Source organism: Streptomyces sp. NPDC049687, assembly GCF_044465285.1.
GTDB lineage: Bacteria > Actinomycetota > Actinomycetes > Streptomycetales > Streptomycetaceae > Streptomyces.
The window spans coordinates 31,664-44,144 of sequence record NZ_JBITLN010000013.1 but is presented as its reverse complement, the minus strand read 5'-3'; the positions used below and the strand labels follow the sequence as shown (position 1 = coordinate 44,144).

Sequence of the window (12,481 nt, the reverse complement as noted above, 5' to 3'; positions counted from 1 at the left end):
GCGTGTGGCGGATGTGGACGTCGTCCGCGACGGCAATCCGATCCTGAGCGAGGTCTCACTGACAGTACGAGCCGGCGAGCACTGGGCGCTGCTCGGTGCCAACGGGGCGGGCAAGAGCACCCTGCTCGGTCTCCTGGGGGCGCTGGCCCACCCCACCCGTGGCACGGTCGAGGTGCTGGGCCACCGACTGGGGCGGGTCGACATGCGCCAACTGCGCTCCTACGTCGGCCACGTCAACCCCCGGCACGACCTGCGCTCCCCCCTCAAGGTGCGGGACGTCGTGCTGACCGGGCTGACCAACACCCTGGAGAAGGTTCCCCGTTGGCGGCCGACACCCGAACAGGTCGCGACGGCGGAGCGTCTCATCGCCCTGCTCGGTCTCGGCGAGCGCGTGGAGGCGCGCTGGCCGACCCTGTCGCAGGGTGAGCGGGGCCGGGCGCTGATCGCCCGTGCACTCATGCCCAGTCCGCAGCTCCTGCTGCTGGACGAGCCGGCGACCGGCCTGGACGTCGCCGGCCGCGAACAGCTCATCGAACGCATCGACACACTGCAGCACACGTACTCGGACCTCGCGTCGGTCCTGGTCACCCACCACCTGGAGGAACTGCCTCCCGGGACGACCCATGTGATGCTGCTGCGCGACGGGCGCTGTCTGGCCGCCGGCCCCGCCGACGAGGTCCTCACCAGCGACCAGGTCAGCAAGTGCTTCGACCATCCGATCCGGCTCACGCGCGTGGACGGACGGTGGAGCGTGCGCGCGGGCCGCCCGGCCGGCAGCGGAAGCGGCTGACGTGGTGGTCGCGGTGGCACATGCCGACGGGCACGCGCCACCGCGACCGGCTCTGTCAGGCCAGCGATGTCCCGGCCTTCTCGACGGCGTCCTGTGCCTGGCTCCAGTCGCCGTCGAAGTGGTCGGCCAAGGCGTGCAGCCATCGCTCGATGCCGAAGCCGACGCAGCTGGTGGAGACGGGGCCGCCGCCGGACAGTGCTATCGAGCACCGCTCTCCGAAGAAGGCGTGATGGGTGTTGACGGAGGCGATCGCCATGCCCTTGTAGACGTACTCGTGCTTGACCGGGACCATCTGCTGGAAGGCGGCGCGCGCTCCGGACCGGTCGTAGAACGGGTCGGACGCCGCCCGCCGTTCCAGCGGCAGACCGATCGCACCGGCCAGCGCGTCCAGGAACCGCGCCGAGCGGTCGAGGTGGGCCGTGGCCTGTTCCGGCGTGCCCAGCGCCACGACCTCGCGCATCCGGAAGGCCTTGAGGCGGCGGAGTCCGTCGAAGTGGTCCTCGTTGCGGAAGCACTGTCCCAGCAGGGTCACCAGCTCACCGTCCTGAGGCACCTGCCGGTGGCGGTAGTGGAGATAAACCCCGTAGCAGGCGCTGGAGGGCAGGGCGAGGCCTGCCGGGCGCAGGGAGCCGGGGGCGAACCGGCCGGCGACAGCCTCCTGTTCGAGCTGCCCGGCCCCGACGGTGTCGACGTCGAGGGCCGAGGAGACCAGGGCGAGCTGGGGGAAGTTCCGGTAGACGTCGAGCACGGCGAGATCGGCGACCGGCAGCAGCGGTGGCACGGTCAGTGCGACAGCGCCCACCCCCTTTGCCCACCGTGTGCAGAGGCCGTCCAGCGTCTCAGCGAGCCGCGTCGGCTCCTGCTCCAGAGCGACGAGTCCTTCCCACACCTGAACACCGGTCATGACGCTCATCACAAGCTCCTTGGTGTGAATGCCTGATCTGGCGAGAAACCCCCCGTCGGCAGCGTCGAAGCGACATGTCGGCCGCCCGGACAGGCCTGCGGCCTCTCGTTCGGGCGGCGGGGAGCGCAGGGGGGTACAGCGGGCGAAGTAGGCCCAACGCGCTTGACGGGCATGGACTTTCCGCGCCCGGCAGCTCTCGCTAAGGTAACACCAGCAACACCTCAGAGGACCTGAGGACCTGAGGGTTTCACGTCACCCAGCGATCGAGGCAGACGTTTCATGAAAAAAGGGCAACTCGGCTTCCTGACCGGCACGCACGCGGTCAACGACCTGTATCAGGGCGCGATCCCCGCGATGCTGCCCTTCCTGATGTCCGAGCGCGACTACAGCTACGCCGCGGTCTCCGGCCTCGCGTTCGCGGCGAGCGGCGTTTCCAGCCTGTTCCAGCCGCTGTTCGGCGTCCTCTCCGACCGCAGGCCGCGGACCTGGCTGGTCCCGGCGGGCTTCATCACTGCCGCACTGGGCGTCGTCGCGGCCGGACTGTCCGGGAACTATCCGGTCACCTGGCTCTGTGTCGCGCTGGCCGGGATCGGCATCGCGGCCTACCATCCGCCCGCGACCAGCCAGGCACGAGCCGCGGGAGGTTCCTCGCAGAAGGCCATGAGCATCTTCTCCGTCGGCGGCACGGTCGGCGGCGCGATCGCGCCCTCGCTGGTCACCCTCGTGATCGGGTCGGCGGGATTCGACAGGAGTTACCTGTTGGCCGTCCCGGCCCTGGTCATGGCAGTTCTGTGGGGCCTCAAGGGACCGTGGATGCGATCTCGGGGCCATGTCGAGGCGGCCCCGCTGGTGACCGGAGCCGCCGCGAAGTCGTCGGCGCACGGCGCGCGGCAGGCCGACGACTGGCGTGCCTTCGGCCGGCTGGTGGCCGTCATCATCGGGTGGTCCATCCCCTTCGTCACCGTCACGTCGATGGTGTCCCTGCACGCGCAGCGCGACCTGGGGCAGTCGTCGGCGGCCGGTGCCGCCGCGCTCACCTCGTACACGGCCGCCGGTGCCGTGGGCACACTGCTGGGCGGCTGGGTCGGCGACCGGTACGGCCGGATGACCTCGGTGCGCGTGGGCTACCTGGTGGCACTGCCGGCCCTGCTGGGCGTCGCCTGGGCGCCGACCTTCCCGGTCCTCTTGGTGAGCGCCGTGGCGTTCGGCGCCGCCATGTTCGTACCGTTCGCCGCACAGGTCACGCTCGCGCAGGACTATCTGCCCCACCGCCCGGGCACGGCCAGCGGGCTGACGCTGGGTCTGGCCATGGCGGCGGGCGGCCTGTGCTCCCCCGCGTTCGGATGGTTGGCCGATTCCAGTGGCCTGCGGGCGGCCTTCTACGCCCTGCTCCTCGTCTTCGTCGTCCCCGTCGCCCTGGCCCTGCGCCTTCCCGACCGCGTTCTGGACACGCCGGACGCATCTTCATCGGAGCGGGTCGAGGCGACGAATACCACCGGCGCACAATAGAAATCTCGGCCACTTTGCAAGCACGAACGCCTGCCTGACCGTTACTCCGGTGCCCGAAATATGAGATGGCCGTTGAAAGTAACTACGTAGCTACGTACTGTCAGATGCGGCTCGAGAAACGTCCTAAAGGCTATGTCCACCCGACCCAAAAGGTCCCGGACCGGCCAACCTGTGAATCAGCAAGGAGAAACCTGATGAAGATCAACTGGGACGAGCACGAGGAACTCAAGGCCGAGGGGATTGCGCTGTCACGACGCTTCGCGTTCGGGCAGGAGATGTCCTGCCTCAAGGTGGTCGCCGACCAGTCCGGAGACCTGAACCTCCCGCCGCACTGGCACGAGAACGAGCAATGGGTCGTGGTCACCGAGGGCTCCATTCGCTTCGTCTGCGAGGGGACCGAGTACGAACTAAACGCCGGCGACGTGGCCTACATCCCGTCACGTCAGCGGCACACGGCCACCTTCGTCGGAGAGGAAGGAGCCGTCCTCATGGAGTTCTCCGCTCCCCCGCGGCTCGACCTCGCACCCGGTTCGATCATCCCGTCCTCGATGAAATTCGACTAAGGCCCGCATGTAAATCCGCCGCTCCTCACCGACTACGCCGATGGGGGATCAAACGTGCGTAGCAGCATGTACGGAAGGGCCAATTCACAGACAACCATCCACGAGGCATTCGAGCAGGTCGCACGGGAATTCCCGGAACGGAATGCCGTCATCACCGCAGATCGGGCGGTGACCTACGCAGAACTCGCGACCGCATCCCGGCGGATCGCCCACCGCCTGATCGGCCGCGGCGTGCGGCCCGGCAGCATCGTCCCTGTCGTGGCCCGCAGGTCACCGGACCTGGCCGCCGCCCTGCTGGGCGTGCTCATGGCCGGCGGAGCCTACGCCGTCCTGGACGTCAGGTGGCCGATTACCCGCATCACCCCGTTACTGCGCAGCATGCGCCCCCCAGTCGTGCTGGCGGACGCCGCCGGTTCCGCCCACCTCGACCGGGCCGACATCGGCCACACCACCTTCGACGACCTGCGGCAACCGGCCGCGGTCCCGGAAGCACCCGCCGACCTGCCCCGTGTCCCGCCGGAGGCCTGCGCAACCCTGTTCTGGACCTCGGGAAGCACCGGCAGCCCCAAGGCGGTCCTGTCCCCGCACCGGGCCACCACGCGACTGTTCACCCCGGACGCCTTCATGGACTTCGGCGGAGATCCGGTGATGATCCACGGGGCGGCAGTCGCCTGGGACGCCTTCACGCTGGAGCTGTGGGGCATGCTGCTCACCGGCGGAACCGTCCTCGTGCACGAGGAGGACCTCCTGCTGCCGCCCGCGATCCGCGCCTACGTCGGCGACCTGGGCGCCACCCACCTCTTCCTCACACCCTCGCTCTTCGACGTGATCGCGCACGGCGACATCGGCTGCCTCGGCGGTCTGCGGGCCGTGCTCCTCGGCGGGGACAAACCCTCTCCGGCCAACTGCCGGAAGCTGCTCGACGTCTACCCGGACATCGAGCTGTACAACGGCTACGGCCCCGTCGAATCCTGCGTGTTCGCCACGGTCCACCGCATCACCGGCACCGACACGGACGCGGCGAACGCCATCCCGGCCGGTCTTCCCGTGCCCGGTACGGAGCTGTACATCACACGCGACGGCACTCCGGTTGCCCGGGGTGAGACGGGCGAGGTCGCCATCGGCGGCGCAGGGCTCGCCCTCGGCTACCTGAACGCGCCCGGCCAGACGGCCCGCGTGTTCCGGCAGGTCATGGTCGACGGGGCGGAGGTCCCCGTCTATCTGACCGGTGATCACGGCTGGATGGACGACTCCGGCGTCCTCCACTTCGTGGGCCGCAAGGACGCCCAGATCAAAATCGCCGGCCATCGAATCGAGCCGGCCGAGATCGAGTCGGCCGTCCGCACTCTGGGCAGCACCCGGTCGGTCATCATGCCGATCCCCGACCGCAATGGAACGCCCCGCATCATCCTGTTCGCCGAGCGGCCGCACCAGGCCATGACCGAGCTGGAAATGCAGGGCCGGCTCAGGGAAACCCTGCCCGCCTACATGGTGCCCGCCAAAGTGCACTTCGTCTCCTCCATGCCGCTCCTGGAGAACACGAAAATCAACAAGCGAGAGCTCTCCGCGCGCTTCGGCTACACATCCTGAGCGCACCTTCGGATTCCCGAAGCACACGTGCCAAACCCGTGCACAGGCAAGGAATCGAATCTTGAGTACCCAGAACCTCACCGAAGAGAGATTCTCCGTCGCGCTCGAATCCATTCAGAGCAAACGCCGGATGGAGCGAGTCATAGAAGCGGCGAACGCCCTCCTCGACCGGTACACGACCCAACAGGACCCCGACGAGCGTCTCAAACTGGCCTTCGAACTCATCCGGCGGAACTTCACCCCGGAAACAGCCATCGTCTTCGGAAGCCTGGCCCTGGGCAGCGACGGACTGGTCGGTCTTGCCGGAACCGAGGCCGTTCCTCCTGTACCTCCCGGAGGAAATCGAGGAAATACAGTTTTCCATTGCAAAATACTGGTTCCGGGCGGCAGGAGCGGATCGCTCACCGCGTTCTACACGGCACCCGGCTCCATGGGACTGACCGACGACGAGTGGCTCGCGGCGATGCGACTGCTGGCCGGCATCGCCGGACTGGGCGTCGGGGGGCATGTGACATGCCCGGCGTAGCAACCGTGGAGTCCCCGGCGCACCTGCTGTCACAGCCGTACTGGTACCGGCACCTGCCGGCCGAGTCCGACGTGCACCAACTGGACGACGGCCTGTTCGCGGTGACGGGCAACGCGGCCGTGCAGGAGGCACTCTCCCACCCCTCGATCGTGGCCGAACACCCGCTGAAAGCCAGTGCACGTGCCTTCGGCCCCAACGTGCTCGACGCCGACGGGCCGAGCCACCGGGCCTTCAGGGCCCTCCTCGCCCCGATCCTGTCCGCCGGACGCGTCGCCGAGTACCGGCAGTCGCTGATGCCGGGGCTCGTCCGCGACCTGGTCGACGGCATCGCGGGCGTCGGGACCGACGACTTCTACAACTCCTTCGCGCACAAGGTGCCGTACGGAATCGTGTGCACGATCCTCGGTATCGACGCCTCGCTGGAGGACCGGTTCCACGAGCTGACCCGCCCACTGGCGCAGCTGCTGGACTATCCCACCCGGGAGACGGACCAGACGCACGCCAACGTCGCCGAGCTGCTGCGGCTGATCGAGGAACAGCGGGCGGCCGGGAGAGGCGGCGGGCGTTCCCTGCTGGAGACGATCGAGCGGACCCGGGACCGCAAGGGCATCTCACTGACGGACAGCGAAGTGCGCTCGACGGCACTGCTGTTCTTCCTGGCCGGCACCGAGACCAGCAGCGCGTTCATCACCTCGCTCGTGTACTGCATGGGGCGCGGCATCTTCGGCCTGGAAGAGCTTCGCGACGAGGCGGCCCGGGACGACTTCATCGAAGAGGTCCTGCGGCTCTACCCGCCCGTGCAGACGATCGTCCGGTTCGCGTGTGAGGACCTGACCCTGCACGGCGTGGACGTGCCCCGGCACTCGGCGGTACTGGCCTCGATCGCCGGAGCCAACCGGGACCCCCGGGTCTTCGACCATCCCGACCGGTTCCGCACCGGCAGAAGCCCGAAGGGCTCGATCCCCTTCGCGGTCGGAGCGCACGCCTGCCCGGGAGCCATGCTCGCCAAGACGGAGTTCTCACTGCTCATCGAGGAGATCGCCCAGCGCTGCTCGGATGTGGTGATCACCCGCGACCGCCTCGGCATGGAGAGCCAGTCGTTCTCCCATCCCGCCGACTTCTCCGTCGAGTTCAGGGCGAAGTAATGCGTTCGGCGTCCAGTCCAGAACCAGTTGCAGCACAAGAGAAAGAGGGCACGGTGGAAAGCAAGATAGCCTCGCTGCGCAAGTGGCTCGACGGCCTTCACGAGAAGCCGCTCGACATCCGGGACGACACGGACCTGATCCAGTCCGGTGTGGTGACGAGCCTCCAGTTCGTCCAGATGGTGATCGAGATCGAGCGCCTGCACGGGCAGAAGCTCGACCCGGGCGTGATCAGCATCGAGTCGATGCGCACGCTCAAGGCCATCGACGCGGCCGTCTTCCAGGCTGCCTGATGGGGGCGGACACCTCCAGGGCGGCGGTGGTCTCCGGAACCTCGTCGGGGATCGGCGCGGCCGTGGCCACTGAGTTCCTGCGGCGCGGATACACCGTCATCGGCCTGTCCCGGCGCGGCAACCCGGGCCTCGCCGAGGAAGGGGGCTACGTCGACCTCGTCGCCGACCTGCGCGACGGCGACGCCGTACGGACCGCCTTCGCCTCGGCGGCCGATGTCACCGCGGACGGGGTCGACGCCGTGGTGCTCAACGCCGGCGCCTCACCGGATCCGGCGGACCTGGTGAAGGTCGAGTGGCAGGTGGCGGCGGACACCTACGAGACCAACGTCCGCACGGCGCTGAACCTCATCCAGGTGACGGCTCCGCTGCTGGCCCGGCGCGGCGGCTCACTGACGTTCGTCGGAGCGAGCCTGGCCAACGGCTACGCCCCCGAACGCTGGGCCTACGCGGCCAGCAAAGCCGCCATGACCACGCTGATGCGAGCGTGCTCGGTCGAGTTCGCCGACGACGGCGTCGTGGCGAACGAGGTACGTCCCGGCCCCGTGGCGACCGCCATGACGATGGCCGGGCTGGATGGCGAGGTGAACGACCAGATCATCCGCGCCATCAACGCGGGATTCGGAACGGACTGGCTCAAGGCGCCGCGCACCGTGGCGGAGTGGATCGTCGCCATCGCCGAGTTCCCGTCGAACGGACCCACCGGTCAGGTCTTCAACTACAGCCGCAAGGTTCTGTAACCACAGAAAGGCACACACCCATGTCCCGCTACCCCTCCTCCGAGCAGCTTCTCGACCTGTTCAACTGGGCCTCCCCCGGCATGGTGATCACCGACGCCGCCGGTGCCGTGGTGATGGCGAACAAGGCCGCCACGGACCTCCTCGCGGACAACGCCGCGGTCGGCAGCAAGGTCGCCGGCGCGCTGGGCATCGATGACTACGACGCCCTTGCAAAGGCCGGCGCTCCGGTGGAGAACCGGGAGGCGACCTTCTCGGACCCCGACTTCCCGTCCGGGTACGCCAACATCGGCTTCGGCGAGGTCGACGGCAAGACGTACGGCTTCTGGGCCCTGCGCCCGGTCACCACCCACCCGACCCCCTCCCCCGCACCGGGTGAGGGCTCCTCCACCGCCCAGGCGTGGATCGACCGGGTGGACCGGCCCAGCGACTCGTACACGCCCGTCGGCGCGGAAGCGGTCCCGTTCATCCAGGCGTACTACGACACCTGCCCCGTCGCCATCCACCTGATCGAGGAGGACGGCACGGTCGCCCACGCCAACTGGAAGGACATCGCCATCGTCGGGGCGAGCGGACAGCCGGACACCTACGTCGGGCACCACATCAGGCGGATCTACGCCGACCAGGACGTCGTGGAGGACTTCCTGGGCCGCTGGGGCGAGGACGCGCCGATCATCGACTTCCGCGCGGACTTCCTCAACAAGGGTCAGCGGGTACCGGTCGTGATCTTCTCCACCGCCAAGGTCGAGAACGACAAGCTGAAGAACACCCGCTGCTTCGTCTTCCCCGACAGCCACCCGGGCCGCGAGCGGGACAAGGTGAAGGCGCTGGACCTCAGCTTCTGAGCATCCGTGAAGTGATCCGCCGCTCCACGAGGACGGCGCTGCGCACCACTGACGCCGGGCCCCGGCGAGCAACCCTCGCCGGGGCCTTTCCGTGCCCACGAGGCCCGATACACACGGAAGTGCACATGGCTCACGCATCTACCCGCCAGGGCGGCTGGCTCACCGGCTGGGATCCCGAGGACGAGGACGCCTGGCACCGGGGAGGCCACCGGGTCGCCCGCCGCAACCTGATCCTCTCCGTCCTCTCCGAGCACGTGGGATTCTCGGTATGGACCCTGTGGTCCGTCCTCGTCCTGTTCATGTCGCCAAAGATCGGTCTCGGTTTCAACCCCGGTGAGAAGTTCCTCCTGGTGGCCACGCCCACCGTCGTGGGCGCCCTGCTGCGGCTCCCCTACAGCTACGCGGTGACCCGGTTCGGCAGACGGACCTGGACCGTGTTCGCCACCGGAATCCTGCTCGTGCCCACGCTGCTGGCCGTGTACTTCGTGCAGCGGCCCGGCACCCCGCTGTGGGTGTTCCTGGTCATCGGCGCTCTCGCGGGTGTCGGGGGAGGGAACTTCGCCTCCTCCATGACCAACATCACCGCCTTCTTCCCGCAGCGCCACCAGGGCTGGGCGCTCGGTCTCAACGCGGGCGGCGGAAACCTCGGTGTCGCGGCGGTCCAGCTGATCGGGCTCCTGGTCATCGCCGTCGCGGGCGACACCCATCCCTCGTACCTCGCCGCCGCGTACCTGCCCCTGATCGTGCTGGTCTCGCTGCTGGCAGCGTGGAAGATGGACAACGTCGACGCCGTACGGGCCGCGCCCGGCGCCCAGCGCGAGGCCGCCCGGGACCGCGACACCTGGTGGATCTCGCTGCTCTACATCGGCACGTTCGGCTCGTTCATCGGCTACGGCTTCGCCTTCGGCCTCGTCCTGCAGAACGAGTTCGGAGCCTCACCCAGGGAGGCCGTCGGTTACACCTTCCTCGGCCCCCTGTTGGGATCGTTCTTCCGGCCCCTCGGCGGCTGGCTGGCCGACCGGATGGGCGGCGCGCGGGTGACGCTCTGGAACTTCCTCGGCATGGCCGCCGGCACCGTCGTCCTCATCGCGGCGGCCGGGCGGGGCTCCTTCGGCCTGTTCGTCGGCGGCTTCACCGCCCTTTTCGTGCTCAGCGGCCTCGGCAACGGCTCGACGTACAAGATGATCCCCGCCGTCTTCGCGCAGAAGGCCGAGGCCGAGATCACCTCCGGCCGCGACGCGAGCGCCGCCTTCGCCCGGGCACGCCGCCTGTCCGGCGCGGTCATCGCCATCGCGGGTGCGATCGGCGCGCTCGGCGGTGCCGCCATCAACCTCGTCTTCAAGCTCTCCTACACCGGCGCAGCCGGCTCCGGCACACCCGCGTTCGTCGCGTTCCTCGCCTACTACGCACTGTGTCTCGCCGTGATCCGCGCCGTGTACCTGCGCCGTATTCCGGTCCCGGTCCGGAAGGCCGCTGACGCAGTGAAGGAAACCAGCCGTGTCTGAACTGCCCGCGCCCATACCCGAGACGAACACCCACTGCCCGTACTGCGCCCTGCAGTGCGGCACCCACCTGCACGGTGACCTGGATGTCGGAGTCAAGGTGCGGCCGGCGGACTTCCCCGTCAACCGGGGCCGGTTGTGCCAGAAGGGCTGGACCGCCACCGAGGTCCTCACCGCGGCGGACCGGCTGACCCGGCCGCTGGTCCGCGGTTCCGACGGCCGCCTCAGGCAGGCCTCCTGGGACATGGCGCTGGACACCGTGGCGGAGGGGCTGCACAGGATCCGCGCCGAGCACGGCCCGGACGGCACGGCGGTCTTCGGCGGCGGTGGCCTGACCAACGAGAAGGCGTACCTGCTCGGCAAGTTCGCCCGCCTGGCCCTGGGCACCAGCCAGATCGACTACAACGGCCGGTTCTGCATGTCGTCCGCCGCGGCGGCCGGCAACGCGGCGTTCGGCGTCGACCGGGGCCTGCCCTTCCCGGTCACCGATCTCAGGAGCGCACAGACCGTACTGCTGGCGGGGGCGAACGTCGCCGAGACCATGCCGCCGCTGATGCAGCACCTGGAGCAGGCTCAGCTCATCGTCATCGATCCTCGGCACACCGCCACGGCCCAGCGCGCGGCGCTGCACCTGCAGCCTGCGCCCGGCACCGACCTCGCGCTCGCCCTCGGCCTGCTGCACGTAGCCGTCGCGGACGGGCTGACCGACCAGGACTACGTCCATGAGCGCACTCACGGCTTCACTGCCGCAGCACAGCGCGCCATGGCGTGGTGGCCGGAGCGGGTCGAGGAGCTCACCGGTGTCCCGGCCGGGGCACAGCGCCGAGCGGTGCGGATGCTCGCCGAAGCGCCGAACGCGTACGTCCTGACCGGCCGGGGCGTGGAGCAGCACAGCGACGGCACCGACACCGTCGCGGCGTTCATCAACCTCACGCTCGCCCTCGGCCTGCCGGGGCGGCGCGGCAGCGGGTACGGCTGCCTGACCGGCCAGGGCAACGGTCAGGGCGGCCGGGAACACGGGCAGAAGGCGGACCAGTTGCCCGGCTACCGCTCCCTCACCGATCCCGGGGCGCGCGCCCACGTGGCCCGTGTGTGGGGTGTGGCACCGGACGATCTGCCGGGCCCCGGACGCACCGCGTACGAGCTCCTGGACGCCCTGGGCGGCGAGCGGGGGCCACGCGGACTGCTGGTCCTCGGCTCCAACCCCGCTGTGTCGGCCCCGCACTCCGCGCACGTGACCGAGCGGCTGGCGTCCCTGGATCTGCTGGTCGTGGCCGACTTCGTCCCCTCCGAAACGGCTCGCATGGCCGACGTGGTGCTGCCTGTCACGCAGTGGGCCGAGGAGGAGGGAACCCTGACCAACCTCGAAGGCCGCATCCTGCGGCGACGGGCGCTGCTGCCGCCCGCGCCGGGTGTTCGCAGCGACCTGGAGGTGCTGCACGGCCTCGCCGTGCGACTGGGCGAACCGGCGAGCCGCTACCCGACAGATCCGCGCCAGGTCTTCGAGGAGCTGCGTGCCGCGTCCCGTGGAGGAAGGGCCGACTATTCGGGCATCTCGTACGAACGTCTGGACGCCGGGGAGGTCCTGCACTGGCCCTGCCCGGACACTCCCGGCCCGCACCCCGGCACGCCCAGGCTGTTCCTGGACCGGTTCGCGCACCCCGACGGCAGAGCCCGTTTCGCGGACGTGGACTACTGGGGGCCGGCGGAGGAGACCAGTTCCGCCCATCCCCTGTACGCCACGACCGGCAGAGTCCTGGCGCACTATCAGTCGGGCGCCCAGACCCGCCGGGTCGCGGAGCTTACGGAAGCCGTCCCCGAGCCCTTCGTCGAGGTCCACCCCGACACCGCGGCCCGGTGCGGCCTGTCCGAACGGGGCCTCGCCACGGTCACCTCCACGCGCGGCAGCATGACCGCCCGGGTCAGGCTGGATCCGACGATGCGTCTGGACACCGTGTTCGTGCCCTTCCACTTTCCCGGCGAAGGCCGGGCCAACCTGTTCACCCACCCGGCTCTGGACCCGCACAGCGGCATGCCCGAGTTCAAGGTGTGCGCCGTGCGGGTTGCCCCCCACCAGGAGTGA

12 protein-coding genes are annotated in these 12,481 nt (G+C 69.3%); 11 read left to right on the top strand and 1 reads right to left on the bottom strand.

What is annotated here, in order from left to right:
• The first annotated feature begins 4 nt into the window (after positions 1 to 4).
• Positions 5 to 790 (top strand): ABC transporter ATP-binding protein, encoded by a 786-nt coding sequence (locus ACIBVL_RS32945; protein ID WP_399102930.1) that lies wholly within the window; start codon positions 5 to 7, stop codon positions 788 to 790.
• A 55-nt stretch (positions 791 to 845) separates the two neighbouring features.
• On the opposite strand, the gene ACIBVL_RS32940 is transcribed toward ACIBVL_RS32945, so the two are convergent.
• On the bottom strand, positions 846 to 1,703 hold the full coding sequence (locus ACIBVL_RS32940; protein ID WP_399102928.1) for a hypothetical protein: 858 nt from the start codon (positions 1,701 to 1,703) through the stop codon (positions 846 to 848).
• Positions 1,704 to 1,973: 270 nt separating this feature from the next.
• Between ACIBVL_RS32940 and ACIBVL_RS32935 the strand changes: the two genes are divergently transcribed.
• The 10 genes from ACIBVL_RS32935 to ACIBVL_RS32890 all read left to right on the top strand — a co-directional run bounded on the left by ACIBVL_RS32935 (position 1,974) and on the right by ACIBVL_RS32890 (position 12,481).
• The gene (locus ACIBVL_RS32935; protein ID WP_399102926.1) at positions 1,974 to 3,203 is read left to right on the top strand and encodes an MFS transporter; all 1,230 of its coding nucleotides are present in this window, start codon (positions 1,974 to 1,976) and stop codon (positions 3,201 to 3,203) included.
• A 194-nt stretch (positions 3,204 to 3,397) separates the two neighbouring features.
• A complete protein-coding gene (locus ACIBVL_RS32930; RefSeq protein WP_399102924.1) occupies positions 3,398 to 3,766 on the top strand; it encodes a cupin domain-containing protein in 369 nt (122 codons plus the stop codon).
• 66 nt (positions 3,767 to 3,832) lie between these two features.
• Positions 3,833 to 5,356, top strand: coding sequence for an amino acid adenylation domain-containing protein (locus tag ACIBVL_RS32925; protein WP_399103330.1), 1,524 nt, complete (start codon positions 3,833 to 3,835; stop codon positions 5,354 to 5,356).
• A 61-nt stretch (positions 5,357 to 5,417) separates the two neighbouring features.
• Positions 5,418 to 5,882: a hypothetical protein gene (locus ACIBVL_RS32920; RefSeq protein ID WP_399102922.1), complete on the top strand. Its 465-nt coding sequence runs from the start codon at positions 5,418 to 5,420 to the stop codon at positions 5,880 to 5,882.
• Positions 5,870 to 7,027 (top strand): cytochrome P450, encoded by a 1,158-nt coding sequence (locus ACIBVL_RS32915; protein ID WP_399102920.1) that lies wholly within the window; start codon positions 5,870 to 5,872, stop codon positions 7,025 to 7,027. Before ACIBVL_RS32920 ends, ACIBVL_RS32915 begins: the two co-directional genes overlap by 13 nt.
• Before the next feature lie 53 nt (positions 7,028 to 7,080).
• The gene (locus tag ACIBVL_RS32910; protein WP_399102917.1) at positions 7,081 to 7,317 is read left to right on the top strand and encodes a phosphopantetheine-binding protein; all 237 of its coding nucleotides are present in this window, start codon (positions 7,081 to 7,083) and stop codon (positions 7,315 to 7,317) included.
• Positions 7,317 to 8,054: an SDR family NAD(P)-dependent oxidoreductase gene (locus tag ACIBVL_RS32905; protein ID WP_399102915.1), complete on the top strand. Its 738-nt coding sequence runs from the start codon at positions 7,317 to 7,319 to the stop codon at positions 8,052 to 8,054. Before ACIBVL_RS32910 ends, ACIBVL_RS32905 begins: the two co-directional genes overlap by 1 nt.
• A 20-nt stretch (positions 8,055 to 8,074) precedes the next feature.
• Positions 8,075 to 8,896, top strand: coding sequence for a PAS domain-containing protein (locus tag ACIBVL_RS32900; protein ID WP_399102913.1), 822 nt, complete (start codon positions 8,075 to 8,077; stop codon positions 8,894 to 8,896).
• A 125-nt stretch (positions 8,897 to 9,021) separates the two neighbouring features.
• Positions 9,022 to 10,401 (top strand): MFS transporter, encoded by a 1,380-nt coding sequence (locus ACIBVL_RS32895; protein WP_399102912.1) that lies wholly within the window; start codon positions 9,022 to 9,024, stop codon positions 10,399 to 10,401.
• Complete coding sequence (locus ACIBVL_RS32890) at positions 10,394 to 12,481, top strand: molybdopterin oxidoreductase family protein (RefSeq protein WP_399102910.1); 2,088 nt, start codon at positions 10,394 to 10,396, stop codon at positions 12,479 to 12,481. Before ACIBVL_RS32895 ends, ACIBVL_RS32890 begins: the two co-directional genes overlap by 8 nt.

Excerpts from the sequence above, each read along its gene's own strand:
- ACIBVL_RS32895 (WP_399102912.1), top strand. The coding sequence starts at position 9,022 with ATGGCTCACGCATCTACCCGCCAGGGCGGCTGGCTCACCGGCTGGGAT.
- ACIBVL_RS32900 (WP_399102913.1), top strand. The coding sequence starts at position 8,075 with ATGTCCCGCTACCCCTCCTCCGAGCAGCTTCTCGACCTGTTCAACTGG.
- ACIBVL_RS32930 (WP_399102924.1), top strand. The coding sequence starts at position 3,398 with ATGAAGATCAACTGGGACGAGCACGAGGAACTCAAGGCCGAGGGGATT.
- ACIBVL_RS32905 (WP_399102915.1), top strand. The coding sequence starts at position 7,317 with ATGGGGGCGGACACCTCCAGGGCGGCGGTGGTCTCCGGAACCTCGTCG.
- ACIBVL_RS32915 (WP_399102920.1), top strand. The coding sequence starts at position 5,870 with ATGCCCGGCGTAGCAACCGTGGAGTCCCCGGCGCACCTGCTGTCACAG.
- ACIBVL_RS32940 (WP_399102928.1), bottom strand. The coding sequence starts at position 1,703 with ATGAGCGTCATGACCGGTGTTCAGGTGTGGGAAGGACTCGTCGCTCTG.
- ACIBVL_RS32935 (WP_399102926.1), top strand. The coding sequence starts at position 1,974 with ATGAAAAAAGGGCAACTCGGCTTCCTGACCGGCACGCACGCGGTCAAC.
- ACIBVL_RS32925 (WP_399103330.1), top strand. The coding sequence starts at position 3,833 with ATGTACGGAAGGGCCAATTCACAGACAACCATCCACGAGGCATTCGAG.